The sequence below is a fragment of the Pseudomonas plecoglossicida NBRC 103162 = DSM 15088 genome (assembly GCF_000730665.1).
In the GTDB taxonomy this organism is placed as follows: domain Bacteria; phylum Pseudomonadota; class Gammaproteobacteria; order Pseudomonadales; family Pseudomonadaceae; genus Aquipseudomonas; species Aquipseudomonas plecoglossicida.
On sequence record NZ_BBIV01000008.1, the window covers coordinates 77,468 to 103,257 of the forward strand.

Below are 25,790 nucleotides of genomic sequence, written 5' to 3' on the forward strand. Positions count from 1 at the left end.
TCCATTTTCTCCTTAGCCTCCCTCTTACACTTAATTAGGTGGAGAGGGGGCTTTCTTTTGTCCATCGGAACATGCGTTCTGATAGACACCACTACACATATTCATATGGAGGTTTCATCTATGGGGCAAAATCGACTGTGCCTGTCTTGCCACTTGCCACTAACAAACAAACGAATTGATGCTGTAACTTGTAGTGGCAAGTGCAGAAGTAAGAAATGGAGAGCCTTGAAAGAGCAATCAGTTTTGATTCCCTTTCGTCTGCCAACTTCTGTGCATCTTGATTTGTTCCTAGCGGCCTATGCAGCTAACAAGGGCGTAGACGCCTATTTGACTTCGTTGGTGAGTAATCACCTGTCTAGCAATTTTTGAAGGGTATCTACAATGACTAACAAAGAGATTTACCATCAGATGAAGCATTACAAATCGTTGCGAGCAGCGGCAGCCTGTACTGGTAACCGTGCAGAGCATCAACGGTGCAGTGATATTCTAGAGCTGCTGTCTTCATACATTACAGTTGGAGCGAGGCATGAGTATTGACTCTACTATTCAAGGTTTGAACCGTGCGTTCGCTCGACTTAAGCAACGCCAAGCCATTCAGCAACAAACTGACGCAGCAAGTAGCAAACCAACTGGTATCAAGTCAGTGTTCGATGAACGCTCTCCTGCACTCACTAGCATGCCAGCGTTTGATTTGGAGCTATACCGCATCGACATCATTGCGAAGGCAATTGCACACATCATACGCAACAGACAAAAGCAATAACGAACATTGCAGAGAGAATCAAGATTAGTGGTACGCACTCCCCAGTGGAGTCAGGAAGAGTATGGCCGTCGAGTAGAAGCATGAGCAGTTCAGTTGAACAGTTCCGACGTTCTCTCCTGCGGGCAAGTGATCGAGTTCAGAAAGAGAAGAGTACGGTGGCAGATCAACTTGTTGGTGAAGATCCTGTTGATCCCGATAAGGTGTACCGCACCAGCATCCTGAACAAGATGCGCAATCACATTAACGAAATGAAGAAGGAGCAAAATCAATGAGCACCAAAAGCGTAACCATCCAAGGAGTTCCACCTGTCTGGGAGGATTCAGAATACCAGCGACGCCTGACGCTCGAACTGCACCGATATCGTAATACACGCGACTGCATGGAATTCATTCACACAGCATTAGAGTATGACTTTCTCAATCTCTTGATTGAAAAGCACGGTCAAGGCTATCGACTGAACAAGCACTACCCTGCCAGCCATGAACAATTGTCCCACGCGATCTGGTTAACCAAGCCAGATGATCAACAGCAAGCCGATATTGAACAGGTTAAAGAGAAGGTCAAGTGCGAGTATGTCGAACATTTACGTGTGCAGCATGACAAGTACAAAGAGCATTTACGAAAACAACTCCTACAAGCTCAGGAAGAGAAAGAACGTAAAGCAGTTGAACAAGCCCAAGCCAAGAGGTTGGCAGCCATCGACAAAGAAGTTTCCGAGTGCTTCGGTGAGCTGGTGGTTCCAGATGGTATTCCAGAACAGAAGCCTGCCGAGGCTACTCCTGCTGAGTTCTCTCTGGCCTTCGCGTGAAACAGGACGCCCCTGTCGATCTACTGGCATTTGCTGGTTGGTCGTCAGGGGCGCTTTTGCATCTGGAATATGTTCGAAGCCTGATTCCTACCGGTGTTGCAAGTTGACAGGTCAAGCACTTCCTTGCCATTCACCGCTGAATTCATCGTAGCAGCACGGTTTCTACACCTTTTCGACTGGAAAGTATCGGTGAGTCAATTGAATCGCAGTGCCTAGCGCCCTGTGAGCGCCATTACAGGGTGAATCTGCTCGCGGCAACCCTGACCCACAGGCTCCAACAGATCAAGCCGTAGATCGCGCAGGAGGAGCTTCTGGGATGGGTAGGCGAAGTCGGAACGTCCACTTCGGGGAGACACACGCCTCAAACACACCTTGCAGTTCGACTGGAACGAGCCGATGTGAACAGCATCGGAGGTTGACGAGCGTGTAGATGGCGCATCAACAAATGCCGGTAAGTGCAGGGAAGTCACGGAAGGATGTTCAGCATTAGCGCCACAAGCGTTTGTGGGCTCCGTGGGAAGTCATATCGCACTCTGCCTAGTCGTCCCCGGCCTTTTCAAAAGTCTTTGCCCTGTGATCCTCCAGCGCAACCTCAGGGCCATCGGTCTGGCTGGTTCGAGCGCATCGGAGCAAAGAACGTGCCAAGGGTATTGACAGATTCAAATTGTTCATGTATGCTAGGGAAATCCCGCCGAGCGAAGCGAGGTGGGTGGTGCTTGTCTTTCAATAAATATGATTATTTCAAAGCGTAAGCTTTGAACTACATTCTCTTTAAAGAATATGTAAGGAAGGAGAGAGCAGTAGCTCGAACAAATCAAAAAGAATGTTATCTCTGTACTACGTACAGAATATTCATCTTTGTACTACGTACAGAAGACAGATCAAAAGCTTGGTAGGCTGTCTGCCTCCCTATTGAAAAGCATTCACTCACTCCGTTCGCTCACCTGCGATCACTGGGTGTATGAGAGTGATGATGTTCTGATTGTCAATCAGTGATCGCCAAGGAAACCGGTAGGTTGACGTTGTTGAGGAACCATCCTCCATGATCAGCCTTCAGTGTCAACGCTGAACGGGATTAGCCTAGATCGTTGAAAGTGAGAGAGAAACAAACTCACAAGCACCGTGTCATCATCCTCACCGTCGAACGGTGGAGAGTGTTCGCCAACACCTGTTGACGTACACCAATGTCTCCACACTGTCCCTACAATTTCGCTAGGGAGTGGTTTGATTTTCACGCGATCTCAAATTCGATCACTGGTTGTTTCAACATTCCCAACTCATGCTGATGATGGTCACCGGCTTACGATGATCGATTAGCGAACAAACTGAATCTGTCAAGGGAATTTATTTTCTCGGTTTCCAATGCTTCGTTGTTCCACCTAGCTTTGACAATCCATGGGTTGGAATGTAAAATCAGCACCATCAGGAAGAGACTCAGCCGAGTCAGACAGGATTCAGATTCAAATGAAAAACGTGATCGCATACCTTCGAATCTCCAGTGGTAAACAGGAGCGGAGCGGTTTAGGGATCAAGGCTCAGCGTGAATACATTGCAACCGCTGCCAAGTCGAATGGCTGGAACGTTGTTGCTGAGTTTGTCGAAACTGTCAGCGGCACCATCGCACCAGCTGACCGCCCTGAATGCTTCAAAGCCATTGCAGCCTGCAAAGAACATGATGCCGACTTCGTGGTCGCCAAGCTGGACAGGGTTGGTCGAGACGTTGAGCACGTTGCTGGTCTGATGAAGCGTGTAGATGTAAAGGTGGCCACCATGCCGAACGCTGATAACTTCGCACTGCACTTGTTCGCCGCCCTAGCTGAACAGGAACGTGAGTTCATCGCCCAGCGTACCAAGGATGCAATGGCAGTTTTGCAGCGTGATGCTGATGCTGGTAAAGCTGAGGCCGTGGCGAAGGTGCAACGTCGCACACATGGACTTGAGAAAGGTCGTGGTAAAGCTACAGGTAGGGATGGTAAGGCAACCATGGCAGCAGTAGCGAAAGCAGCCGCGTTGAACGCTGTGGTTCGTCCGCATCTAGAGTCGTGCCTGTACAACAAACTCACCACGTTGCAGGCAGTAGCTGATTGTTTGAATGCCAAGGGCTTGCGTACTTCGCGCGGTAGCGAGTTCAATCCTACGGCAGTACGTCGTTTGATGCTGGCTCTCAACTTGTCATTCGATAAGACAGCATAAAATAGCCCCATACAGCAACGCTGGCTGTTACCCTGTGGGGTAAGGGTAGACATACATTCAATCGCACCTCTAGGAGCTTCCTGTAAGCTCTGGCGAGGTGTTTTCGTTCTCGTCTGCCATCAATCACCACTGGATTTCCATAATCTCAGGCTTCGAAGTGTGCTGACAGTGCGGTCAGGTTAGGCAGGTTCGATCAATATCCCTGCTTATACCAGATCGTACCACTCGAGTTCGAGTGGGGTGCACGATTTGTTTTGCGGCCTACCATGTTCCATCACTTTTGATAATTTCATCCAAAACACTATCCATTCCAAATACCTTCCCTTTGACGAGGGTGTGAAGTTCTCTCAGCGAGTCTTTCGCCTCTTTGGTTCCTAGGTCTTTTGAATTGTATGAAACCATGTCGTTAAAGTCGTGCCAAACTTCATCTGGCCAGCTTGCCATGTCTTTTAATTCATATCTTCCGGAATAGTAGCTAAGATAGTAATCCCCGGAGTCATTTTTTAGTATCGACCATTTGTACTTATTGGCATATCTAAAAAAAACTTCGCCTGCATAAGTGCCTTGATACACCTGATCAATGTTTGCATGATTCGAAATCATGACATTTATTGCCTCAATAATTTTGCTCATGAGTTTTCCTCTCCAATCAGATTGTCGATGCTCGCAACGTTCAAGTTTCTCAGTCTTTCTCTTAGCTCACTTACCACGGCTCGTTTTTTCGGCTCGGTGAGTTTCTTTCGATTGGATGTAAGTTCTTCCATTCTTACCACAAGCTCCGCAAAGTGACCGTTAAGTTTGTCGTTCCCGCGGATTTGACCAATTATTTCATGGAATATGTTTTCAATGATTTCGCAACTTTCTTGGTCTTTCGCATTGTAATCATTCAAGCGTTCAAGCTTTTCTTTGATTTCCGAAAGAGACATTTGAAAGGTGTAGTTAACTAGCAAGGAAAATACAGATGATATTTCCTTGCGTTTGGTAATGAATAAATAAATAGCGATAGATGAAGCTGCGATGGTTAGCAAATTTGAGCTAAATGATGCAGCGTCTATAATGAATTTCATCACACCATTCTCCGCCACCAATCGCCTCCTAGCTCTTGCGTTCTAATCATAATCCGATGGAGGATTGTGACTTTATAATTTAGCAGAGGGTTGTTAGATGCCACCCTATGGCCATCATACCTGAACCTTTTACCGATTCGAAGCAGTGAGCGCCGAGCAATGCCACGCGAAGTGTGGGATGATTCGTAGTGTGACTTACGAAAATGTTGTGACCAGGGCCTGATGGGCATGCGCGTCGGCGGCAAGCGCAAGCTGCAGGTGCCGGCGCACCTGGGGTATGGCGAACGCAGCGTGGGCTCGATACCACCGAATTCGGATTTGACGTTCGAGATCGAGTTGCTGGAAGTGTTGACCCGGGATGATTGAGTGGGTATGGCTTGAGATTTGAGTCGCCGTTGAGATCGAGCGCAGCTCGCGATGCGCCGCGCGGGCGGCGCTCGATCTCAACGGCGATGCAAAGCGCCTGTCGAGCCCATGGCAGCCATACCGCGACCTTTAATAATCCAGCAACACAATCCCCCTAAGGTGATCCATGCCCAGGGAACGGCATCCACACCTCGGAGGGAACCAAACGGGCTGATGGCACTCTGAGCCCTACTCGTTGCCAGGGAAGGCACTCACTCCAGGGGCGTCTTGGGCACAGTCCGCAGGGCAAGTGGCGGGTAAACCGATACCTTTTTGCCACAAGAGCTGCCTTTCCATGAAGTTGCCATCTTTCCTCCGGCGCCGTCGCCACCTGCTGCTGAGCCTGGCCTTGATCGGCGCGGCGGCGCCTCTGGCACTGGAGGTGGTCGAAAGTCGGGCGCAGCCGGTCGACGGTACCCAGACCCTGGTGTTCCTGCGTCACGCCGAAAAACCTGGCGAAGGATTGGGCCAGCTGAATTGCCAAGGGCTCAACCGCGCACTGGACCTTGCCACGCTGCTGCCGGAACGCTTTGGCAAGGCGGATTACGTATTCGCGGCCAACCCAACGCGGGAAGTCGAGGAAGGTAGCCAGGACCAGAGCTACAGCTACATCCGCCCATTGATGACGATCACCCCGAGCGCGATTCGACTGGGGCTGCCGGTGAACATCGACTTCGGTGCCAACGACACCGACGAGCTCGCCGAAGAACTGCTCAGCGAAAAGTACCGCAACGCCACCGTCTATACGGCCTGGTCCCACGGTTACCTGCCGGAGCTGATCAACACGGTAGCCGGTAAGGCACTGGGTGAGGATCGGGTGATCACCGAGGACTGGAACGGGGATGACTTCGATAGCCTGTATGTGCTGACCCTGACCTGGCACGACGGCAAGGCCAGCCTGCTCAGCCGTAGCGTGCGCCAAGGCTTGGACGGCGGGGAGCATGCTTGCCCGACTTGATACCCTGCTGGGCCTTATCGCCGCGGTTCGTCGCCACGACAAGCCGGCTCTCACAGGTACACCACAGGCCTTGAAAGCAGTGGTTTCGCTGTGGGAGCCAGCCTGCTGGCGATGAGGCCCGAGGCTTAGCGCCCGAACCGCATCGGCCAGCCCACCACTTTCTTCACCCGCGGCGTGGCATAGGTGCGCACCTTGGAGGTGCTCAACCCCATGCGCACCAGCGACTCGGCAATGGTCACCGCCGCACTCACACCATCCACCACCGGCACCCCGGTACGCTGGCGAATCTGCTCATCCAGCCCGGCCATGCCGCCGCAACCCAGGCAGATCACCTCGGCCTTGTCATCGCGCACGGCCCGTTCGGCCTGCTCGACGATTGCCTCCACCGCACGTTGCGGGTCGGCTTCCAGTTCCAGCACAGCCAAGCCACTGGCGCGTACCGACGCACAGCGGTCGTACAGCCCGGACAACTTCAGGCGGTCCTCGATCAGTGGCACGGTGCGGTCCAGGGTGGTCACCACCGAATAGGCGTGGCCCAGGTACATCGCCGTGCTGGCGGCGGCATCGGTAATGTCCACCACCGGCACATCGAGCAGTTCCTGCAGGCCTTCGCGACCATGTTCGCCGTAGCCGGCCTGGATCACCGCATCATAGGGGCCGTCATAGGCCAGCACGCGGTCCATCACGGCAATGGCGGCCAGGTAACTCTCGAAGTTGCCCTCCACCGACTCGGCACCGAACCACGGCGTCAGGCCGATGATTTCGGTACCGGGCGATGCCACGCTGCGTGCCTGTTCGGCGATGGCTTCGGTGATGGCGGCGGTGGTGTTGACGTTGGCGATAAGGATACGCATGGACAGTCCTCCCTGATCAGTGGCTGCTGTGGTCGACGGCGATGCATTCGCCGCTGACGTCGAGGTATTGGCGATTGCGCGGGGCGATCAGCAGGTACACCGCGGCGGCGATGCCGGCACCGATCAGCCAGGAAAACGGCGCGATGGCGTGGAAGTTCGGCACCAGGGCCAGGACGATGGCCAGCAGGGCGGCCGGCAGGAAGGCGGCCACGGCGCGCAGGTTGATGCCCTTGCTGTAGTGGTAGGCGCCGGCCGGGTGCTCGCTGTACAGCTCCGGCACGTTGATGCGGCCTTTGCGCAGCAGCCAGTAGTCGGCCATGATCACGCCGTACAGCGGGCCGAGCAGGGCACCCAGGCCGGACAGGAAGTACACGATCACCAGCGGGCTGTTGTACAGGTTCCACGGCAGGATCAGCACGGCGAGGGTGGCGCTGATCAGCCCGGCGCGGCGGAAGTTCAGATGACGCGGCGCCAGGTTGCTGAGGACGAAGGCCGGGGCGACGAAGTTGGCCATGATGTTCACCGCCACGGTGACGATCAGGAAGGCCAGGCAGCCCAGGACCAGGAAGGGCGTGCTGGGAATGCTGGCGACGATCTGGGTCGGGCTGTCGATGATCTGGCCGTTGATCTGGAACTGCGCGCCGCATAGCACCACGGTGATCATGGCGAACACCAGGATATTTACCGGCAAGCCCCAGAAGTTGCCGACGCGGATGGTCTTGCGGCACGGCGAGGAGCGGGCGAAGTCGCAGAAGTTCAGCACCAGGGTGCCGTAGATCGCCAGCCACAGGGCGCCACCGGCGAAGATGTTGCGCCACATCTCATAGCCGCTCAGCGGCTCGGTCACCGACCAGGCGATGCGTGCACCGGCCTGGAAGTACATGAACACCGCCAGGCTCGCCACGGTCAACAGGATCACCGGGCCGGCGAAGGCTTCATAGCGGCGCACCATCTCCATGCCGTAGGCCAGGATCACCAGTTGCACCAGCCAGATCGCCACGAAGCACACCCAGCCCAGGCTCGACAGGCCCAGCACGCTGTCGTGGTCGAAGCTTGCCAGTTGTGGCTACACGGCGGTGAGCAGCACGCGTAGCACCACGGAGGCGAGATAGGTCTGGATGCCGAACCAGGCAATCGCGATCACCGCGCGGATCAGCGCCGGGATCTGCGCGCCATGGATGCCGAACGCGATCCGGCTGATCACCGGGAACGGCACGCCGGTCTTCTGGCCCATGTAGCCGGAAAGGTTCATGAAGAAGTACACCAGCGCCGCACCGATCGCCAGCGACAAGAGAATCTGCCAGCCACCCAGGCCCAGGGCGAACAAGCCCATGGCGAAGGAGTAGTTGGCGATGTTGTGCACATCGTTGGTCCACAGCGCGAAGATGCTGTAACGCCCCCAGCGCCGGCCTTCGATACGGGTCGGGGCAAGGTCGCGGTTGTGCAGGCGCGGGCTCAGTTCAAGCAGCGGAACTTCGCCCGCATGGGTAGAGGAGGGGGAAGTGCTGGCGACGGATAGTTCAGGGGCAAGGTCGAGGCTGGTACTCATTCCGGCAGGCTCCTGATGCACGTGGACTGCGATGAGCGGGCATGCGCACGGGCTCGCCATCTCGTCGGTGCAGCGTTGGCATCACTGGGTTCTGGGCGCGGCGGTTGACTTTTGGGTCAACGTCGCGAGTTCTTGTGTATTTATGTTTTGTCGAATTTGTATACAAAACACGAACACACAAAAGCGAGTTCCATGCCAGGCACAAGGCGACTTTGCGGGTGCCAGTATTTTGAATCTATGTAGTTGATAGATAAGTGAATGAAATAGCGAAACTATAAGTTGACCAAATGAACAGGTTTAAATTTTTAGTTGGTAGACTAGTTGATCAATTGGTCAAATTTAGTTAAACGGAATGTGTAACGTATTGGGGCGTTACCTGGGTAAGTGCACACAAAAATGGCACCTATGGTGACATTTTTGTGTACAAAAATTAGTCAGCTTTTTCTGCGCTGGCTCTATCGCCGGCAAGCCTCATTCCATCGGCGGCAACCGCCGCTTCACCGGTGATTTCTTGATGATTGCAGTATTGGTCTCGGCCAGCACATTGATCCGGTCCAGCAGGGTATCGAGCTGTTCCATCGAGCGCACATGCAGCCGGGCAACGAAGCAGTCCTCGCCGGTCACCTTGTCGCACTCGGTAAACTCCGGGATGGCGATGATCTGCCGCTCCACCTCCTGCAACTGCCCCGGCAGCGGGCGGATCCGCACGATGGCCTGCAGTTGGTAGCCGAAACTGCGTGGGTCGACATCAACGGTGTAGCCCCGCAGCACGCCTCGCTCTTCAAGGCGCCGCAGCCGTTCGCTCACGCTGGGGGCCGACAGGCCGCTGATTTGCGCCAGTGCCTTGAGCGATCGGCGTGAGTCTTCCATCAGGGCATTGATCAGCAATTGGTCAATGGCATCGGTCATGGTCACCTCGTTAGGCATATTTGCGGATTTGCCTTGATAGTAAAGGTGAACGGTTCACAAGGCCTTGGTTATCCGCTGGAAGGCAAGCAGTGGCCCTGCGCATACTAGGCCCATCGTCAACGGGAGGTGTGAGATGGACAGTTCATTGCGCCGCGGCTCGCTGGAAATGATCGCCGCCATGCTGATTTCCGGGACCATCGGCTGGTTCGTGCTGGTCAGCGGTCAACCCGTGCTGGAGGTGGTGTTCTGGCGTTGCGTGTTCGGCACCGGCACCTTGCTGCTGATCTGCGCAGCGCTCGGCTTTCTCAAGCCCGGCATCATCACCCGCAGCGCGCTGCTCCTGGCGATTGCCAGTGGTATCGCCATCGTCGGCAACTGGGTGTTGCTGTTCGCGTCCTATTCGCGGGCGTCCATCACCATCGGCACTGCCGTGTACAACGTGCAGCCGTTCATGCTGGTGGGGCTGGCGGCGCTGTTTCTTGGCGAGAGGATCACCTTGCCCAAGGTCACCTGGTTGAGTGTCGCCTTTCTCGGCATGCTGGCCATCGTCAGCGCCCATGGTGCCGGGCAGGCCAGTGGCGAGGAGTATCTGCTGGGCATTGCCCTGGCCTTGGGCGCGGCCTTGCTGTATGCCATCGCCGCGTTGATCATCAAGCGCTTGAAAGGGACGCCACCGCACCTGATCGCCTTGATCCAGGTGGCCACCGGCGTGCTGCTGCTGGCGCCCTGGGTCAAGCTGGGCGGCCTGCCGGGCGAGCCCTCGGCGCTGGCCAGCCTGCTGACCCTGGGCATGGTGCACACCGGGTTGATGTACGTGCTGTTGTACAGCGCCATCCAGCGCTTGCCCACTGCCCTGACCGGCGCATTGTCGTTCATCTACCCGATCGCGGCGATCCTGGTCGACTGGGTGGCGTTCGGCCACCGCCTGGCACCGCTGCAGTGGTTGGGCGTGGCGTTGATCCTGCTGGCGGCGGCGGGCATGCAGCAGGGTTGGTGGTTCCGTTCGGCGCAGGTCGCGGCCAAAGGGTAGAATGCCCGTCTTTCACTTGCTTGCGACCCGCCATGACTTCGCCGATCCAGACCCTCGAACAGCACCTGCTCACCGCCCTCGACCCCGCCCCGCAGGAAACCCGCCGCCTGTTCCATGGTCGCGGCCGCTGCTGGCCGGGGTTGGAGCAGGTGACGGTCGATTGGCTGCAGGGTGTGCTCTCGGTGGCGCTGTTCCGCGAACCGCCACAAGGCCAGCTGGCGGAGCTCGAGGCCATGCTCGGCCACCTGGCGGCGCAGCCGCAATGGGTTGGCCAAGCCATGCTGATCCAGCACCGCTACCTGCCCGACAGCCCAGGCCAGTGGGTGTGGGGCGAGCCGTGCCAGCAACGGGAAGTGATCGAGGACGGTCTGAGCTATCTGCTCGACCTCGGCGTGCGGCAGAACAATGGCCTGTTCCTCGACATGCGTCACGGCCGCCGCTGGGTGCGCGAGCAGGCCGCGGGCAAGCGCGTGCTCAACCTGTTCGCCTATACCTGCGGCTTCTCGGTGGCGGCGATAGCCGGCGGTGCCGAGCAGGTGGTCAACCTGGATATGGCCAAGTCGGCGCTTTCACGGGGGCGTGAGAACCACCGGCTCAACGGCCACGATGCGTCGCGGGTGGCTTACCTGGGCCATGAACTGTTCAAGTCATGGGGCAAGGTGCGCAAGTACGGGCCGTATGACCTGATCATCATCGACCCGCCGACGTTCCAGAAGGGCAGTTTCGTGCTGACCCAGGACTACGCCAAGATCCTGCGGCGATTGCCGGAGCTGCTGAGTGAAGGTGGCACCGTGCTGGCGTGCGTGAACGATCCAGGGATCGGGCCGGAATTTCTGATCGAGGGCATGGCCGAACAGGCGCCGTCGCTAAGCTTTGTCGAGCGGCTGGAGAACCCGCCAGAGTTTCCTGATGCGGATCCGGCGGGGGGCTTGAAGGCGTTGGTATTCCGCCAAGGTTGATGTTGTTTTTACTGGCCTTATCGCCGGCAAGCTGCCGGCGATGGGGCCAGCTCAATTACTGATTGGTGTAGATCTGGTCGAACACGCCACCGTCGTTGAAGTGGGTCTTCTGCACGGTGCGCCAGTCACCAAAGGTCTTCTCCACCGACAGGAAGTCCACTTTCGGGAAGCGGTCGGTGTACTTGGCCAGTACCGTCGCATCACGTGGGCGCAGGTAGTTCTGCGCGGCAATTTCCTGGGCCTCTGGCGACCACAGGTACTTCAGGTACTCTTCGGCCACGGCCTGGGTGCCTTTCTTGGCCACCACCTTGTCGACCACGCTCACCGGCGGCTCGGCCTCGGCCGACACGCTCGGGTAGACCACCTCGAACTGGTCGCGACCGAACTCGCGAGCGATCATTTCGGCTTCGTTCTCGAAGGTCACCAGTACATCGCCGATCTGGTTGGTCATGAACGTGGTGGTAGCGGCGCGGCCGCCGGTATCGAGCACCGGCGCCTGCTTGAACAGCTTGCCGACGAAGTCGCGGGCCTTGGTTTCGTCGCCACCCTGCTTGAGCACATAGCCCCAGGCCGACAGGTAGGTGTAGCGACCGTTACCCGAGGTCTTGGGGTTGGGCACGATCACCTGCACGCCATCCTTGAGCAGGTCCGGCCAGTCCTTCAGCGCTTTCGGGTTGCCCTTGCGCACGATGAACACGGTGGCCGAGGTGAACGGAGCGCTGTTGTTCGGCAGGCGGGTCACCCAGTTGTCCGGCACCAGCTTGCCGTTGTCGGCCAGGGCGTTGATGTCGGTAGCCATGTTCATGGTGATGACATCGGCCGGCAGGCCATCGATCACTGCGCGCGCCTGTTTGCTCGAACCGCCGAAGGACATCTGCACATTGACCTTCTCCTTGTGCTCGGCTTCCCAGTGCTTCTGGAATGCCGAGTTGTAGTCCTTGTAGAAGTCGCGCATCACGTCATACGAAACGTTGAGCAGGGTAGGGGCAGCCTGGGCGAGGTTGCCGAGGGCCATGCCTGCGACGAGCAGCGAGGCGGTGAACAGTTTTTTCACTGAGGCTTTCCTTGTTGTTCAAGTGTTTGGCAAATTGCCAGCGACTATAGCGTTTCGTTCCGGAGCGATTAAAGACCCAATGGTTCTTTGCTTATTTGGTTTTCGGGAACAGCGCATTGCCACAACGCGAGCAGAAAGCCGCACCGTGTTCGTGGCTGTTCTTGCGGCAGGTCGGGCAGTCGTGCTGCAGCTGTTCGCCACGCATGGCGTTGGCCAGTTCAGCGGTGAAAATCCCGGTGGGTACGGCGATGATCGAGTAACCGGTGATCATCACCAATGACGACAGCACCTGGCCCAGCGGCGTCTTCGGCACGATGTCGCCGAAGCCTACGGTGGTCAGAGTGACGATGGCCCAGTAGATGCCCTTGGGGATACTGGTGAAGCCATGCTCCGGGCCTTCGATCACGTACATCAAGGTGCCGAACACGGTGACCAGGGTCGACACGCTGACCAGGAACACGATGATCTTCTGCTTGCTGCCACGCAGCGCCTCCATCAGGTAGTGCGCCTGCTTGAGGTACGGGCTGAGCTTGAGCACGCGGAATATCCGCAGCATCCGGATCACCCGGATGATCAGCAGGTACTGGGCGTCGCTGTAGTACAGGGCGATGATCCCCGGCACGATCGCCAGCAGATCCACCAGGCCGTAGAAGCTGAAGGCATAGCGCAGGGGCTTGGGCGAGCAATACAGGCGCGCCAGGTATTCGACCAGGAAGATGGCCGTGAAGCCCCATTCGATGCCCGCCAGCAACCCTGCGTAGCCCCTGTGCACCTCGTCGATGCTGTCGAGAATGACCGTGACCAGGCTGGCGAGAATGATCAGCAAAAGGATCTTGTCGAAGCGTCTTCCAGCCACGGTGTCGGTCTGGAAGACGATGACGTAGAGCCGCTCGCGCAGGCTCGCAGGGTTGTTCATGAGCTCGTTCCATTGAGTGATGGGCTGAGCCTAGGGGCTGGCTTTCAGCTGTGCAAGCGGCGGGTGTTGCCGCGCAGGTTGTGCTGTGTCAGGTGGTTGCCCAGGTGCATGAGCCAGCAGGCGACGACGAAGGGTGCGGTCAGCCCGGCCACTGGCAGCAGCTTGAACAGGGGCTGCAGCAGCAGGGCCAGGGCAATTGCCAGCAGAGTCACCCAGGGGCGTTCGCCCTGCCGGCTGAAGGCCAGCGCCGCCAAGGCCGCGTTGAAACCGTACAGGCCCAGCCAGGCCGCCTGGGCCTGGTCGGCGAGCAGCGCCACGCCGCCGCCGATGGCCGAGGCGATCACGGCCCACATGGCCGCATAGGGGTTGGCGATGAACATCCCGGCGATGATCAGCAGGCCGGCCAGTGGCTGGTCGAGCAGGAAGATCTGCCCCACGCCCCGCGCCAGTGCATGCAGCGGGTCGGCTTCGACGAAGCCGCCGGGCGCAGGCGTGGCGATCAGCAGCGTGGCCCAGCCGAGCAGCACGAAGGGCGCCGTGTAGGCGATCAGCAGCTTGCCACCGCGCTTGCGCCACTGGTGGGTGATGATGCTGGACAGGCCGCCGGCGGCGATGATCAGCGGTGGCAGGATGGCCGACCAGGGCAGCACGGCGCTGATCAGGATGCCGATCAGCACGCCGTTGTAACAGTACAGCCCCGCCTGGCGGTCGGCGCGGTCGTAGCCCCGGCGTTGTGCCGTGAGCAGGCCTGCAAGGGCACCGAGCAGGGCGCCGCCGACCAGGTTGGGGGCGGTCAGCAGGATGGCCAGCAGGCAGCACAGGCCGCACAGGGGATTGCGCAGCAGCAGCACCTGGCTGAAGCCGTTGAGCAAGGCCGTGGCCCAGTCGGGGCACGGGTTGACGAAATTCTTGGTGTACATGGGCAGTCGGTAAGGTTGAGGGAAGAGCGGTGGGCCTCTTTGGGCCTCGGTTTTCCGCGTGAAGGGGAGGGCTTCGCCCTCCAATCGCTGGCAAGCCAGCTCCCACAGGTACAGCAGTGCTTGCAGAAGCAGCAGAGAACGCTGTGGGAGCCGGCTTGCCGGCGATTGGGGCGCAAAGCGCCCCCAGGGATTTCAGACCAAGGTCTCGATCCGCAGCGTATTAGTCGAACCCGGCTTGCCAAAAGGCACACCGGCGGTAATCAGCAGCGTATCGCCACGGCTGGCCATGCCCTGCGCCTGGGCAATTTCCAGTGCAGTGGAAACCACCTCGTCCACCTGGCGCAGGCGGTCGTTGACCACCGAGTGCACGCCCCAGGCCACGCTCAGGCGGCGTGCGGTCTTCAGGTTCGGCGTCAGGTTGAGGATCGGTGCCCGCGGCCGTTCGCGCGCCGCCCGCAGCGTCGAGGTCCCCGACTCGCTGTAGTTGACCAGCACCGCCACCGGCAGGATGCCGCTGATACGGCGGATCGCGCAGCTGATGGCGTCCGACACGGTCGCCTCGGCCTTCGGCCGGCCCACGTCGAGCTGAGCCTGGTAATCCGGGCCGTTCTCCACCTGGCGGATGATCTTGCTCATCATCTGCACCGCTTCCAGCGGGTAGTCGCCCGAGGCGGTCTCGGCCGACAGCATCACCGCGTCCGTGCCTTCGGCCACGGCATTGGCCACGTCGGTGACTTCGGCGCGGGTCGGCGCCGGCGAGAAGCGCATGGATTCGAGCATCTGCGTGGCCACCACCACCGGTTTGCCCAGTTGGCGGCAGGTGTCGATGATGCGCTTCTGGATCTGCGGCACGCTCTCGGCCGGCACTTCCACGCCCAGGTCGCCACGGGCGACCATGATCGCGTCGGCCAGCTCGGCGATGGCCTGCAGTTGCTCGACCGCCGACGGTTTCTCGATCTTGGCCATCAGGTAGGCGCGGTCGCCGATCAGCTGGCGAGCCTCAAGGATGTCTTCCGGGCGCTGCACGAACGAAAGCGCTACCCAGTCCACGCCCAGTTCCAGGCCGAAGGCCAGGTCGCGACGGTCTTTCTCGGTGAGCGGGGAGAGGTCGAGCACCGCTTGCGGCACGTTGACACCCTTGCGGTCGGACAGCTCACCGCCGGCCAGCACTTCGGTGTCGATGGCGTCACTGTGCTTGGCGGTGACCCGCAGGCGCAGCTTGCCGTCGTCCAGCAGCAGGTCCATGCCCGGCTCCAGCGCGGTGATGATTTCCGGGTGCGGCAGGTTGACCCGGCGGCTGTCGCCCGGGGTCTTGTCCAGGTCCAGGCGCAGGGCCTGGCCGCGCTGCAGCTGGACCTTGCCTTCGGCAAAGCGACCCACACGCAGTTTCGGGCCCTGCAGGTCCATGAGGATGCCCAGCGGGTAGTTGAGCTGCTGCTCGACTTCGCGGATCCACTGGTAGCGCAGGGCGTGGTCGGCGTGTTCGCCGTGGCTGAAGTTGAGGCGGAAGATGTTCACCCCGGCTTCGACCAGCTGGCGGATGTCGTCTTTGCCTTTGATCGCAGGGCCGAGGGTGGCGAGGATCTTTACTTTTTTATCAGGCGTCATGATTGGGCAGTCTCGAGGATCAGGATGGCGCGGAAGTCGTTGACGTTGGTGCGGGTCGGTTCGGTGACGATCAGCGCATCCAGCGCGGCGAAGTAGCCGTAGCCGTTGTTGTTGTCCAACTCGTCGCTGGCTGACAGGCCGAGGGCCTCGGCGCGGGCGTAGCTGGCCGGGGTCATGAAGGCACCGGCGTTTTCTTCCGAGCCATCGATACCGTCGGTGTCACCGGCCAGGGCGTACACGCCCGGCAGGCCTTTGAGGCTTTCGGTCAGGCTGAGCAGGAACTCGGCGTTGCGCCCGCCACGGCCATTGCCGCGCACGGTCACGGTGGTCTCGCCGCCGGAGAGGATCACGCAGGGGGCCTTGAGCGGCTGGCCGTGCAGGACGATCTGCCGGGTGATACCGGCATGCACCTTGGCCACTTCGCGCGATTCGCCTTCCAGGTCGCCGAGGATCAGCGGGCTGAAGCCGGCCTGGCGGGCCTTGACGGCGGCGGCCTCGAGCGACTGCTGGGGCTTGGCGATCAGCTGGAAGTGGCTGCGGGCCAGCGCCGGGTCGTCGGCCTTGACGGTTTCCGAGGCGGGGTTGTTCAGCCAGTCGATGACGGCCTTGGGTGCTTCGATGTTGTAGCGCTTGAGGATCGCCAGGGCATCGGCCGAGGTGCTCGGGTCGGCCACGGTGGGGCCGGAGGCGATGACCGTGGCCAGGTCGCCGGGCACATCGGAAATGGCATAGGTGTAGACAGTGGCTGGCCAGCAGGCCTTGGCCAGGCGGCCGCCCTTGATCGCCGAGAGGTGCTTGCGCACGCAGTTCATCTCACCGATGGTGGCGCCGGACTTGAGCAGGGCCTTGTTGATCTGCTGCTTGTCGGCCAGGGTCAGGCCTTCGGCGGGCAGGGCCAGCAGGGCGGAACCGCCGCCGGAGAGCAGGAAGATGACGCGGTCGTCTTCATTGAGGTTGCTGACCAGTTCCAGCACGCGCTTGGCCACGGCCAGGCCGGCAGCGTCGGGGACCGGGTGGGCGGCTTCGACCACCTCGATCTTCTGGCAGTTGGCGCCGTGGCCGTAGCGGGTCACGACCAGCCCGGAGACTTCGCCCTGCCAGCTTTTCTCGACCACTTCGGCCATGGCGGCGGCGGCCTTGCCGGCACCGATGACGATGACCCGGCCGCTACGGTCGGCGGGCAGGTAGGGTTCGAGGACTTGGCGCGGGTGGGCGGCGGCGATGGCTGTGTCGAACAGCTCGCGGAGAAGTTTTTGCGGATCGACCGACATGGCAGGCTCCCAGAATTCTTGTTGTTCTCAAAATCGAAAACGCCCCTGGAACTGCCTCCGTGCAGGCCGAACCAGGGGCGGGTGTTGCTCGGTGTCACTGACTGATCTGTGGTCGCAGGTCAGCCAGCGTGTGCTGCATCGCGAGCTGCGCTCGCTCCTACAGGTCGCGGATCGAGAAGTTGGCCATGTGCTCCAGCCCTTTGATCAGCGCCGAGTGGTCCCAGTTGCCGCCGCCCAGGGCCTGGCAGGTGTTGAACACTTGCTGGGCGTTGGAGGTGTTGGGCAGGTTGATGCCCAGCTCCTTGGCGCCTTGCAGGGCCAGGTTCAGGTCTTTCTGGTGCAGGTTGATGCGGAAACCTGGGTCGAAGGTGCCTTTGATCATGCGCTCGGCGTGCACTTCGAGGATCTTCGACGAAGCGAAGCCGCCCATCAGTGCTTCACGCACCTTGGCTGGGTCCGCGCCGTTCTTGGCGGCGAACAGCAGGGCTTCGGCAACGGCCTGGATGTTCAGGGCAACGATGATCTGGTTGGCCACCTTGGCGGTCTGGCCGTCGCCGTTGCCGCCGACGCGGGTGATGTTCTTGCCCATGGCTTCGAACAGCGGCAGGGTGCGCTCGAAAGCTTTCGGGCAGCCACCGACCATGATGCTCAGGGTCGCGGCCTTGGCGCCGACTTCACCGCCGGACACCGGGGCGTCCAGGTAGGCGGCGCCAGTGGCCTTGATCTTCTCGGCGAAGGCCTTGGTGGCGGTCGGCGAGATCGAGCTCATGTCGATCACCACCTTGTTCGGACCGACGCCTTCGGCGACGCCGTTTTCACCGAACAGGACGCTTTCCACCTGCGGGGTGTCCGGGACCATGACGATGATGAATTCGGCTTCCTGGGCAACCTCTTTCGGGTTGGCCAGGGCCACGGCGCCAGCGGTGACCAGGTCGGCCGGGGCAGCATCGTGGTGGGTGGAAACGAAGATGCTGTGACCTGCTTTCTGCAGGTTCTGAGCCATGGGCTTGCCCATGATGCCAGTGCCGAGGAATCCGATTTTAGCCATGAGAAATTACCTCTTTTATATTTGTTCGCGGGCCCGAAGGCGCGGTGATTCAGATCGCGTTATGGGTCTTCAGCCAGCCCAGGCCTGCTTCAGTGGTGGTCAGCGGCTTGTATTCCGCGCCCACCCAGCCCTGGTAACCGATGCGGTCCAGGTGTTCGAACAGGAAGCGATAGTTGATCTCGCCGGTGCCTGGTTCGTTGCGGCCCGGGTTGTCGGCCAGCTGGATGTGGTTGATCAGTTGCAGGTTGGTTTCCATGGTGCGAGCCAGGTCACCTTCCATGATCTGCATGTGATAGATGTCGTATTGCAGGAACAGGTTGTCGCTGCCCACCTCGGCCTGGATTTCCAGGGCCTGCTTGGTGGTGTTCAGGTAGAAACCCGGGATGTCGCGGGTATTGATCATTTCCATGACCAGGCGAATACCGGCGGCCTTGAGCTTGTCGGCGGCGTAGCGCAGGTTCTCGACGAAGGTCTTGCGCACGCTGGCGCAGTCCGGGCCTTGTGGACGAATGCCGGCCAGGGCGTTGACCTGGGTGTTGCCCAGCACCTTGGCGTACTCGATGGCCTTGTCGACACCGGCGCGGAACTCTTCGATGCGGTCAGGGTGGCAGGTAATGCCGCGTTCACCTTTCGACCAGTCGCCAGCCGGCAGGTTGAACAGCACCTGGGTCAGGCCATGGGCATCGAGCTGCTGTTTGATTTCGGCGGCGCTGAAATCATACGGGAAGAGGTATTCGACACCGCTGAAACCGGCGTCGGCTGCAGCCTTGAAGCGGGCCAGGAAGTCCTGTTCGGTGAACAGCATGGACAGGTTGGCAGCGAAGCGAGGCATGAGTTGTCTCCTTGCGTTGAAGGCCCCCGGGCAGCCCGGGGGCGTCAGGCGATCAGTCGAGCAGCGAGATGGCGGTTGGCGCGTCGTTGCCGACCAGGGCCAGGTCTTCGAACTCGTTGACCGCGTTGATCTCGGTGCCCATGGAAATGTTGGTCACACGCTCGAGAATCACTTCGACCACCACCGGTACGCGGAACTCTTCGGCCATCTTCTGCGCCTTGAGCAGGGCAGGGGCGATGTCGTTCGGCTCGAACACGCGAATGGCCTTGCAACCCAGGCCTTCGACCACGGCCACGTGGTCGACACCGTAGGTGGCGGCGTCGGTGGAGTTGATGTTCTCGAACGCCAGTTGTACACAGTAATCCATGTCGAAGCCACGCTGTGCCTGGCGAATCAGGCCCAGGTAGGCGTTGTTCACCAGCACGTGGACGTATGGCAGGTTGAACTGCGCACCCACCGCCAGCTCTTCGATCATGAACTGGAAGTCGTAGTCACCCGACAGCGCCACAACCTTGCGTTTCGGGTCGGCCTTGACCACACCCAGCGCGGCAGGGATGGTCCAGCCCAGCGGGCCGGCCTGGCCGCAGTTGATCCAGTGACGTGGCTTGTACACGTGCAGGAACTGCGCGCCGGCGATCTGCGACAGGCCGATGGTGCTGACGTAGCAGGTGTCCTTGCCGAACACCTGGTTCATCTCTTCGTACACGCGCTGCGGCTTGACCGGCACGTTGTCGAAGTGGGTCTTGCGCTGCAGGGTGGCCTTGCGCTGCTGGCAGTCTTCCAGCCAGGCCTTGCGGCACTTGAGCTTGCCAGCGGCTTTCCACTCGCGGGCCACTTCGAGGAATACGTCCAGGGCCTTGCCGGCATCGGAAACGATGCCCAGGTCCGGGGTGAACACACGGCCGATCTGGGTCGGTTCGATGTCGACGTGCACGAACTTGCGGCCTTCGGTGTAGACGTCGACGGAACCGGTGTGGCGGTTGGCCCAGCGGTTGCCGATACCGAACACCAAGTCCGACTTCAGCATCGTGGCGTTGCCGTAGCGGTGCGACGTCTGCAGGCCGACCATGCCGACCATCAGTTCGTGGTCGTCCGGGATGGTGCCCCAGCCCATCAGGGTCGGGACCATCGGCACGCCGGTCAGTTCGGCGAACTCGACCAGCTTGTCGCTGGCGTCGGCGTTGATGATGCCGCCACCGGCTACCAGCAGTGGGCGCTCGGCGTCATTGAGCAGGGCCAGGGCTTTTTCGGCTTGTACGCGGGTAGCGGACGGCTTGTTGACGGCCAGCGGCTCGTAGGCGTCGATGTCGAATTCGATCTCGGCCATCTGCACGTCGAACGGCAGGTCGATCAGCACAGGGCCTGGGCGGCCGGTACGCATTTCATAGAAGGCCTTCTGGAAGGCGTAAGGCACCTGGCCTGGTTCCAGAACGGTGGTGGCCCACTTGGTGACCGGCTTGACGATGCTGGTGATGTCGACGGCCTGGAAGTCTTCCTTGTGCAGGCGAGCACGCGGAGCCTGGCCGGTGATGCAGAGAATTGGAATGGAGTCGGCCGACGCACTGTACAGGCCGGTGACCATGTCGGTGCCGGCTGGGCCGGAAGTACCGATGCACACGCCGATGTTGCCCGGGTTGGCGCGGGTGTAACCCTCGGCCATGTGCGAGGCGCCTTCGACGTGACGAGCGAGGACGTGATCGATGCCACCCACTTTCTTCAGGGCCGAATACAACGGGTTGATGGCAGCCCCCGGGATGCCGAATGCGGTATCTACACCTTCACGGCGCATGACCAGAACGGCTGCATCGATTGCTCTCATTTTGCTCATGGTTTGTGCCTCATCGATTTTGTAATTGTATACAACTTGCTTTGTGCCAGAGTGTATTCATGGCTGGCGGCTCAGGTCAACGGGTTTTCGTCGGAGGAGGGCGCTTTCGTTCGAGCGCCCATGAAAACGGCTGTTTGCGGTCTCGCATACGATCGTTTCAATTTATTGTATACAAAAATACATTCAGTTGTGTTCTATTGCCTTATCGGTTTTTCACCTGCCCTCAGGGCTTCTGACAACAAGAAGAGGACCTTTCCATGAACGCTTTGAACCTGAAAGTCGCTGTCAGCCTGGTCAACGCCGCGCTGGCGGCGGGCCGCAAGATCGATGCCGCACCTTTGACGGTGGCGGTGCTGGATGCCGGTGGGCACCTGTTGGCGCTGCAGCGCGAAGACGGGGCCAGCCTGATTCGCCCGGAAGTGGCCACGGGCAAGGCCTGGGGTGCGATCGCCCTGGGCAAGGGCTCGCGCCTGCTGGCGCTGGATGCGCAGCAACGGCCGGCGTTTTTTGCGGCGTTGAACGGGTTGGGGGAGCGGCCGGTGGTGCCGGCGCCGGGCGGCGTGCTGATTCGTGATCAGGACGGCAAGGTGCTGGGCTCGGTGGGGATCAGCGGCGATACGTCGGATATCGACGAGCAGTGCGCGATCAGTGCGATCGAGGAGGTGGGGTTGAAGGCGGATGCTGGGGTGGCTGCCTAAATCCCTCTTGCCGGCGATGGGGCTGCAAAGCAGCCCCATTGGCCCTGTCAGGCGGCCTCAGGCTCACATCCCTTGAGCACCAGGCGAATGATGGTCTGCGCCGCCGCTTCATAATCACTGTCGGCCAGCTTGGCCTTGCCGGTGATGACCGAGATCTGCCAATCGAAATCGGCATAGGTCTGGGTCGCCGCCCAGATACTGAACATCAAGTGGTGTGGGTCGACATTGGCGATCTGCCCACGCTCGATCCAGCGCTTGATGCATTCGATGTTGTGGTGAGCCTGATCGTTCAGCTGCTCGACCTGGCTCGGCGACAGGTGCGGCGCGCCGTGCATGATCTCGCTGGCGAACACCTTCGAGGCATGCGGCAGGTCGCGCGAGATGCGGATCTTCGAACGGATGTAGGCACTCAGCACTTCCTTTGGGTCACCGTCGGCATTGAACGGCGTCGACGCCTGCATGATCGGCGCGATGATGCTCTCCAGGACCTCGCGGTAGAGGTTGTCCTTGGACTTGAAGTAGTAGTACACGTTCGGCTTGGGCAGGCCGGCCTTGGCCGCGATATCGCTGGTCTTGGTGGCCGCGAAGCCCTTGTCGGCGAATTCCTCGCTGGCCGCGCGCAGGATCAGTTCCTTGTTGCGCTCGCGAATGGTGCTCATGGTCGGGGGTCTTCCTCGTGTCTGGCCACCTCTAAGAGTGACCGGCCATGTTAGCACCGGCTTCGACAGGCGCTCAAGGCAGCGACTTTCGGCTAGACTCCGGCCCATTCATTTCAACGGAAACCCACAATCATGGCAGGCAGCAGTCTACTGGTACTTCTCGACGACATCGCCACGGTACTCGACGACGTCTCGCTGATGACCAAGGTCGCGGCGAAGAAGACCGCGGGCGTGCTGGGCGATGACCTGGCGCTCAATGCCCAGCAGGTCACGGGGGTGCGCGCCGAGCGCGAGATCCCGGTGGTCTGGGCGGTGGCCAAGGGGTCGTTCATCAACAAGGCGATCCTGGTGCCGGCGGCGCTGCTGATCAGCGCATTCATCCCGTGGGCGGTGACGCCGCTGCTGATGATCGGCGGCGCCTACCTGTGCTTCGAAGGGTTCGAGAAGCTGGCGCACAAGTTCCTGCACAGCAAGCAGGAAGATGCGCTCGAGCACAATGCGCGGGCCGAGGCCATGGCCGATCCGAACGTCGACCTGGTGGCGTTCGAGAAGACCAAGATCAAAGGGGCGGTGCGTACCGACTTCATCCTGTCGGCGGAGATCATCGCCATTACCCTGGGCACTGTGGCGGATGCGCCGCTGAGCCAGCAGATCATCGTGCTGTCGGGCATCGCCATTGTCATGACCGTCGGCGTCTATGGACTGGTGGGTGGCATCGTCAAGCTCGATGACCTGGGCATGTGGATGACCCAGAAGGCCTCGAAGGTTGCCCAGGCGGTAGGCAACGGCATCCTGCGTGCCGCGCCGTACATGATGAAAAGCCTGTCGGTGATCGGCACCGCGGCGATGTTCCTGGTGGGCGGCGGGATTCTGGTGCATGGCATCGCGCCCCTGCATCACGCCATCGAGGCGTTCAGCGTGGGGCGCGGTGGCGCACTGACCGGTGCGTTGCTCAACGGCGTTGCCGGTGTGCTGGCCGGGGCCGTGGTATTGGCTGTGGTCAGTGCCGTGTCCAAGCTGTGGCGTGCGGTCAGGGGCTGACGACCACATCGCTGTCGGCCGGTTTCCAGCTCAGCAGGCCCTGGCTGAAGCCGTAGGCTGCGCTCTGGTAGTAGGCGATTGCCCGGCGTACCAGCGGGTTGTCATGGTTCACCGTGATCTCGCGGCTGTTGCCCAGTGCATCCTGATGCACGCGCATGCCGCCACGCGGGCTGAGAATGGCCAGGTCCTGGCCATCGAACAGGCCCAGGTGCTGGTAGTTGCCGATCAGTACCCGGGGTGGCAAGTCGTCTTCCTTGAGCAAGTCCCGGCCAAAGAAGGTCGAGGTGTAGTCCAGGTTCAACAAGCCCAGCAGGGTAGGCGCCAGGTCGATCTGGCTGGCCAGCCTGTCCACCTCGCGTGCCTTGACCAGCTTTGGTGCGTAGATCCACAGCGGGATCTGGTAGTTGTTCACTGGCAGGTCTTCCACGCCGGCACTGCCCGCGGTGTGGTCGGCGACGAAGATGAACAGCGTGTTGTCGAACCAGGGCTTGCCCTTGGCTTCCTCGAGGAACTGGGCGATGGCGTGGTCGGTGTACTTCACGGCGCCTTCACGGCCTTCGCCGGAAGGAATGTCGATACGTCCATCAGGGTAGGTATAGGGACGGTGGTTGGACGTAGTCATCAGTTGCAGCAAGAACGGCTGCTGCTTGGCATGGTCGGCATCGGCCAGTTTCAGGGTCTGCCGGTACAGGTCCTCGTCGGCCATGCCCCAGGCATTCTTGAAGCTGATTTCGCTTTCATCGACGCTGCTCTGGTCGACGATGCGGTAACCGTTACCGCTGAAGAACGCGTTCATGTTGTCAAAATAGCCGCGGCCACCATAGACGAACACGGCATCGTAGCCCACCGCCTTCAATTGCTGGCCAAGGCTGGCATAACCGCTTTCGCGGCCGATGCGCTTCACGATCGAGCGTCCCGGGGTGGGCGGAATCGATAGAGTGATAGCTTCCAGGCCGCGGTCGGTACGGGTGCCGGTGGCGTAGAAGTTGTTGAAATACAGGCTTTCACGGCGCAGTGCATCCAGGTTTGGCGTGAGGTTGCGCGCGTCGCCGTTGCTGCCCATGTACTTGGCGCTGAGGCTTTCGATGGTTACCAGGATGATGTTCGGTGTGCGCTGCGGGCCGTCGGCGACGACCTGGCGGCGAATGTCCTGCGGGTCGCTGCCGGCGAGCTGCACGCGCGGTTCGGCCAGTTCCTTGTGCATCTGTACGCCGACATCGGCGGCGTCGAGGCTCGCATAGAACTGGGTGTAGTCCAGCTCATTGTTGCGGAAGGCGGCGAAGAACTGGTATGGACCATTGCTGCCCAGCTCGCGCTGGTAGGCATTGCCACCTTCTCCGCGCGGGAACTCTTGATCGATCACCAGCGTGTTCAGGCCGACCAGAGCAGCCAGCAGGGCGACACCCGACAGGCGCTGACGCGGCGTTGCAGAGGGGGCGGCCAACGCCTTGGCCAGCGGCTTGCGCAGCAACAGGGCAAGCACGGTCGCGGTCACTGCGATGGCGCTGAGCAGGGTGGGCAGTGGGTAGGATTCGCGGATGTTGTCCAGCACTTCCTTGGAGTACACCAGGTAGTCGACGGCAATGAAGTTGAAGCGTACGCCGAACTCGTCCCAGAACAGCCATTCGGCCACGGCGACGAACAGCATGATGAACAGACTCACCACCAGCAGCACGCTCAACAGCCGGCGATGCAGGCGCGAACGCCACAAGGCGGCAGGGCACAAGGCTGCATAAAGACCCAGCGGCAGGGCCGCATAGATCAGGAAGCTGAGGTCGTAAATGGCGCCGGTGAAGAATAACGAGAAGTAGTTGCCATTCACTTCGTCCAGATGGGTGACTAGCAGGACGATCCGTGTCAGCAGGAAAACCCCGAGCCAGAGTGAGCAGACAAGTAGCAGATACCGCCAAGGGGCGGCAATGGATGTACGCATAGTGTTGGTCCGATGTTCTTTTTAACTTTTGAAGCCCGGCAGTTTAAAAGAAAGTGTGCGAAAAAATCTGTCAAAATTTCGCAGTGCGTACATGGCAAGTAAGAATTATAGTCGTAAATTATTAACACTTTCTGAATGGGAGGTCTGAATCATGTTTGGCGGCGTACTGACTTACGATGCCTACCACCTGGCGCTTTATCTGCTCACGGTCCTGGCCTGGGCAGCCCTGGGGTGTTTCATTCTGCTGCGAGGGCTCGACGTACTGGCGTTGTACCGGTGTTGCGCGATGTTTGGTCTGGCGCTGACGATCAGTTCGGTGATGCTGGTGCTGGATATCTTGCGAGTACTTGAGCATACCCAGGTGGAGATGACGTTGTTGATACTGGGTATCGTCTTGCCGGTGTCGATTATTTTGACTTCAAAGGCAACTTACTTGCTGAGTAAGCTTTTTCCTAGGCAGTTGTAAGTTATGCCTTACACGATAGTC

Annotated in this window: 24 protein-coding genes and 2 pseudogenes; 11 read left to right on the forward strand and 15 right to left on the reverse strand. The window is 59.8% G+C overall.

What is annotated here, in order from left to right:
• Window positions 1-526 precede the first annotated feature (526 nt).
• The 4 genes from PPL01S_RS06130 to PPL01S_RS24525 all read left to right on the forward strand — a co-directional run bounded on the left by PPL01S_RS06130 (window position 527) and on the right by PPL01S_RS24525 (window position 3,764).
• Window positions 527-763, forward strand: a complete 237-nt coding sequence (locus PPL01S_RS06130) for a hypothetical protein (protein WP_042155545.1) — start codon at window positions 527-529, stop codon at window positions 761-763.
• A gap of 80 nt (window positions 764-843) precedes the next feature.
• The gene (locus tag PPL01S_RS25050; protein WP_156042656.1) at window positions 844-1,035 is read left to right on the forward strand and encodes a hypothetical protein; all 192 of its coding nucleotides are present in this window, start codon (window positions 844-846) and stop codon (window positions 1,033-1,035) included.
• Window positions 1,032-1,571, forward strand: coding sequence for a hypothetical protein (locus tag PPL01S_RS06140; protein ID WP_028625126.1), 540 nt, complete (start codon window positions 1,032-1,034; stop codon window positions 1,569-1,571). The genes PPL01S_RS25050 and PPL01S_RS06140 overlap by 4 nt, the downstream gene beginning before the upstream one ends.
• A gap of 1,464 nt (window positions 1,572-3,035) precedes the next feature.
• Window positions 3,036-3,764 carry a recombinase family protein gene (locus PPL01S_RS24525; protein WP_028625125.1) on the forward strand — a complete coding sequence of 243 codons (729 nt, stop codon included), beginning with the start codon at window positions 3,036-3,038 and terminating at the stop codon, window positions 3,762-3,764.
• 261 nt (window positions 3,765-4,025) lie between these two features.
• On the opposite strand, the gene PPL01S_RS06150 is transcribed toward PPL01S_RS24525, so the two are convergent.
• Together PPL01S_RS06150 and PPL01S_RS06155 are read right to left on the reverse strand one after the other, a co-directional pair.
• Window positions 4,026-4,397, reverse strand: a complete 372-nt coding sequence (locus tag PPL01S_RS06150) for a hypothetical protein (protein ID WP_028625124.1) — start codon at window positions 4,395-4,397, stop codon at window positions 4,026-4,028.
• Window positions 4,394-4,849, reverse strand: a complete 456-nt coding sequence (locus tag PPL01S_RS06155) for a hypothetical protein (RefSeq protein WP_248694064.1) — start codon at window positions 4,847-4,849, stop codon at window positions 4,394-4,396. Before PPL01S_RS06155 ends, PPL01S_RS06150 begins: the two co-directional genes overlap by 4 nt.
• A gap of 192 nt (window positions 4,850-5,041) precedes the next feature.
• On the opposite strand from PPL01S_RS06155, the pseudogene PPL01S_RS06160 reads away from it, so the two are divergent.
• Window positions 5,042-5,197 (forward strand): annotated as a pseudogene (locus tag PPL01S_RS06160) (FKBP-type peptidyl-prolyl cis-trans isomerase); the annotation flags it as partial.
• Window positions 5,198-5,531: 334 nt separating this feature from the next.
• Window positions 5,532-6,194, forward strand: coding sequence for a histidine phosphatase family protein (locus tag PPL01S_RS06165; RefSeq protein WP_016393784.1), 663 nt, complete (start codon window positions 5,532-5,534; stop codon window positions 6,192-6,194).
• 125 nt (window positions 6,195-6,319) lie between these two features.
• Here PPL01S_RS06165 and PPL01S_RS06170 read toward each other — a convergent pair whose 3' ends face one another.
• The 3 genes and pseudogenes from PPL01S_RS06170 to PPL01S_RS06180 form a co-directional block, all read right to left on the reverse strand.
• Window positions 6,320-7,048 carry an aspartate/glutamate racemase family protein gene (locus PPL01S_RS06170; RefSeq protein ID WP_016393783.1) on the reverse strand — a complete coding sequence of 243 codons (729 nt, stop codon included), beginning with the start codon at window positions 7,046-7,048 and terminating at the stop codon, window positions 6,320-6,322.
• A 16-nt stretch (window positions 7,049-7,064) separates the two neighbouring features.
• A pseudogene (locus tag PPL01S_RS06175) lies at window positions 7,065-8,597 on the reverse strand (NCS1 family nucleobase:cation symporter-1).
• 471 nt (window positions 8,598-9,068) lie between these two features.
• Window positions 9,069-9,506 (reverse strand): Lrp/AsnC family transcriptional regulator, encoded by a 438-nt coding sequence (locus tag PPL01S_RS06180; RefSeq protein ID WP_016393781.1) that lies wholly within the window; start codon window positions 9,504-9,506, stop codon window positions 9,069-9,071.
• 133 nt (window positions 9,507-9,639) lie between these two features.
• Between PPL01S_RS06180 and PPL01S_RS06185 the strand changes: the two genes are divergently transcribed.
• Window positions 9,640-10,536, forward strand: a complete 897-nt coding sequence (locus tag PPL01S_RS06185; RefSeq protein ID WP_016393780.1) for a DMT family transporter — start codon at window positions 9,640-9,642, stop codon at window positions 10,534-10,536.
• 32 nt (window positions 10,537-10,568) lie between these two features.
• Window positions 10,569-11,495, forward strand: a complete 927-nt coding sequence (locus PPL01S_RS06190) for a class I SAM-dependent methyltransferase (RefSeq protein WP_016393779.1) — start codon at window positions 10,569-10,571, stop codon at window positions 11,493-11,495.
• A 55-nt stretch (window positions 11,496-11,550) separates the two neighbouring features.
• Here the strand turns inward: PPL01S_RS06190 and PPL01S_RS06195 are convergent, their stop codons facing one another.
• From PPL01S_RS06195 to gcl, 8 genes are all read right to left on the reverse strand, one after another.
• Complete coding sequence (locus tag PPL01S_RS06195) at window positions 11,551-12,549, reverse strand: sulfate ABC transporter substrate-binding protein (protein ID WP_016393778.1); 999 nt, start codon at window positions 12,547-12,549, stop codon at window positions 11,551-11,553.
• Between the two features lie 91 nt (window positions 12,550-12,640).
• Window positions 12,641-13,465 (reverse strand): ion transporter, encoded by an 825-nt coding sequence (locus PPL01S_RS06200; protein ID WP_016393777.1) that lies wholly within the window; start codon window positions 13,463-13,465, stop codon window positions 12,641-12,643.
• 44 nt (window positions 13,466-13,509) lie between these two features.
• Window positions 13,510-14,385: an urea transporter gene (locus PPL01S_RS06205; protein WP_016393776.1), complete on the reverse strand. Its 876-nt coding sequence runs from the start codon at window positions 14,383-14,385 to the stop codon at window positions 13,510-13,512.
• Between the two features lie 192 nt (window positions 14,386-14,577).
• The gene (gene pyk, locus PPL01S_RS06210) at window positions 14,578-15,993 is read right to left on the reverse strand and encodes a pyruvate kinase (protein WP_016393775.1); all 1,416 of its coding nucleotides are present in this window, start codon (window positions 15,991-15,993) and stop codon (window positions 14,578-14,580) included.
• Complete coding sequence (locus tag PPL01S_RS06215) at window positions 15,990-17,264, reverse strand: glycerate kinase type-2 family protein (RefSeq protein WP_016393774.1); 1,275 nt, start codon at window positions 17,262-17,264, stop codon at window positions 15,990-15,992. Before PPL01S_RS06215 ends, pyk begins: the two co-directional genes overlap by 4 nt.
• Window positions 17,265-17,421: 157 nt before the next feature.
• Window positions 17,422-18,312 (reverse strand): 2-hydroxy-3-oxopropionate reductase, encoded by an 891-nt coding sequence (locus PPL01S_RS06220; protein ID WP_016393773.1) that lies wholly within the window; start codon window positions 18,310-18,312, stop codon window positions 17,422-17,424.
• 49 nt (window positions 18,313-18,361) lie between these two features.
• Complete coding sequence (gene hyi / locus PPL01S_RS06225; RefSeq protein ID WP_016393772.1) at window positions 18,362-19,144, reverse strand: hydroxypyruvate isomerase; 783 nt, start codon at window positions 19,142-19,144, stop codon at window positions 18,362-18,364.
• Window positions 19,145-19,196: 52 nt separating this feature from the next.
• Entirely contained in the window at window positions 19,197-20,972 is a 1,776-nt protein-coding gene (gcl, locus tag PPL01S_RS06230; protein WP_028625122.1) for a glyoxylate carboligase, read from the reverse strand.
• A 257-nt stretch (window positions 20,973-21,229) separates the two neighbouring features.
• On the opposite strand from gcl, the gene PPL01S_RS06235 reads away from it, so the two are divergent.
• Window positions 21,230-21,670, forward strand: a complete 441-nt coding sequence (locus PPL01S_RS06235; protein WP_016393770.1) for a GlcG/HbpS family heme-binding protein — start codon at window positions 21,230-21,232, stop codon at window positions 21,668-21,670.
• A 47-nt stretch (window positions 21,671-21,717) separates the two neighbouring features.
• Here the strand turns inward: PPL01S_RS06235 and PPL01S_RS06240 are convergent, their stop codons facing one another.
• Window positions 21,718-22,329, reverse strand: a complete 612-nt coding sequence (locus tag PPL01S_RS06240) for a TetR/AcrR family transcriptional regulator (protein WP_016393769.1) — start codon at window positions 22,327-22,329, stop codon at window positions 21,718-21,720.
• Window positions 22,330-22,461: 132 nt separating this feature from the next.
• On the opposite strand from PPL01S_RS06240, the gene PPL01S_RS06245 reads away from it, so the two are divergent.
• On the forward strand, window positions 22,462-23,370 hold the full coding sequence (locus PPL01S_RS06245) for a DUF808 domain-containing protein (protein ID WP_028625121.1): 909 nt from the start codon (window positions 22,462-22,464) through the stop codon (window positions 23,368-23,370).
• On the opposite strand, the gene PPL01S_RS06250 is transcribed toward PPL01S_RS06245, so the two are convergent.
• Window positions 23,360-25,303: an LTA synthase family protein gene (locus PPL01S_RS06250; protein WP_028625120.1), complete on the reverse strand. Its 1,944-nt coding sequence runs from the start codon at window positions 25,301-25,303 to the stop codon at window positions 23,360-23,362. The two genes, PPL01S_RS06245 and PPL01S_RS06250, sit on opposite strands and share 11 nt — an antisense overlap.
• Before the next feature lie 151 nt (window positions 25,304-25,454).
• Between PPL01S_RS06250 and PPL01S_RS06255 the strand changes: the two genes are divergently transcribed.
• Window positions 25,455-25,769 carry a hypothetical protein gene (locus tag PPL01S_RS06255; RefSeq protein WP_016393766.1) on the forward strand — a complete coding sequence of 105 codons (315 nt, stop codon included), beginning with the start codon at window positions 25,455-25,457 and terminating at the stop codon, window positions 25,767-25,769.
• Window positions 25,770-25,790 lie beyond the last annotated feature (21 nt).

Excerpts from the sequence above, each read along its gene's own strand:
- PPL01S_RS06240 (WP_016393769.1), bottom strand. The coding sequence starts at position 22,329 with ATGAGCACCATTCGCGAGCGCAACAAGGAACTGATCCTGCGCGCGGCC.
- PPL01S_RS24525 (WP_028625125.1), top strand. The coding sequence starts at position 3,036 with ATGAAAAACGTGATCGCATACCTTCGAATCTCCAGTGGTAAACAGGAG.
- PPL01S_RS06190 (WP_016393779.1), top strand. The coding sequence starts at position 10,569 with ATGACTTCGCCGATCCAGACCCTCGAACAGCACCTGCTCACCGCCCTC.
- PPL01S_RS06200 (WP_016393777.1), bottom strand. The coding sequence starts at position 13,465 with ATGAACAACCCTGCGAGCCTGCGCGAGCGGCTCTACGTCATCGTCTTC.
- PPL01S_RS06205 (WP_016393776.1), bottom strand. The coding sequence starts at position 14,385 with ATGTACACCAAGAATTTCGTCAACCCGTGCCCCGACTGGGCCACGGCC.
- PPL01S_RS25050 (WP_156042656.1), top strand. The coding sequence starts at position 844 with ATGAGCAGTTCAGTTGAACAGTTCCGACGTTCTCTCCTGCGGGCAAGT.
- PPL01S_RS06250 (WP_028625120.1), bottom strand. The coding sequence starts at position 25,303 with ATGCGTACATCCATTGCCGCCCCTTGGCGGTATCTGCTACTTGTCTGC.
- PPL01S_RS06235 (WP_016393770.1), top strand. The coding sequence starts at position 21,230 with ATGAACGCTTTGAACCTGAAAGTCGCTGTCAGCCTGGTCAACGCCGCG.
- PPL01S_RS06215 (WP_016393774.1), bottom strand. The coding sequence starts at position 17,264 with ATGTCGGTCGATCCGCAAAAACTTCTCCGCGAGCTGTTCGACACAGCC.
- PPL01S_RS06170 (WP_016393783.1), bottom strand. The coding sequence starts at position 7,048 with ATGCGTATCCTTATCGCCAACGTCAACACCACCGCCGCCATCACCGAA.
- PPL01S_RS06180 (WP_016393781.1), bottom strand. The coding sequence starts at position 9,506 with ATGACCGATGCCATTGACCAATTGCTGATCAATGCCCTGATGGAAGAC.
- PPL01S_RS06165 (WP_016393784.1), top strand. The coding sequence starts at position 5,532 with ATGAAGTTGCCATCTTTCCTCCGGCGCCGTCGCCACCTGCTGCTGAGC.
- gcl (WP_028625122.1), bottom strand. The coding sequence starts at position 20,972 with ATGAGCAAAATGAGAGCAATCGATGCAGCCGTTCTGGTCATGCGCCGT.
- PPL01S_RS06220 (WP_016393773.1), bottom strand. The coding sequence starts at position 18,312 with ATGGCTAAAATCGGATTCCTCGGCACTGGCATCATGGGCAAGCCCATG.
- PPL01S_RS06130 (WP_042155545.1), top strand. The coding sequence starts at position 527 with ATGAGTATTGACTCTACTATTCAAGGTTTGAACCGTGCGTTCGCTCGA.
- PPL01S_RS06255 (WP_016393766.1), top strand. The coding sequence starts at position 25,455 with ATGTTTGGCGGCGTACTGACTTACGATGCCTACCACCTGGCGCTTTAT.
- PPL01S_RS06185 (WP_016393780.1), top strand. The coding sequence starts at position 9,640 with ATGGACAGTTCATTGCGCCGCGGCTCGCTGGAAATGATCGCCGCCATG.
- hyi (WP_016393772.1), bottom strand. The coding sequence starts at position 19,144 with ATGCCTCGCTTCGCTGCCAACCTGTCCATGCTGTTCACCGAACAGGAC.
- PPL01S_RS06150 (WP_028625124.1), bottom strand. The coding sequence starts at position 4,397 with ATGAGCAAAATTATTGAGGCAATAAATGTCATGATTTCGAATCATGCA.
- pyk (WP_016393775.1), bottom strand. The coding sequence starts at position 15,993 with ATGACGCCTGATAAAAAAGTAAAGATCCTCGCCACCCTCGGCCCTGCG.
- PPL01S_RS06140 (WP_028625126.1), top strand. The coding sequence starts at position 1,032 with ATGAGCACCAAAAGCGTAACCATCCAAGGAGTTCCACCTGTCTGGGAG.
- PPL01S_RS06245 (WP_028625121.1), top strand. The coding sequence starts at position 22,462 with ATGGCAGGCAGCAGTCTACTGGTACTTCTCGACGACATCGCCACGGTA.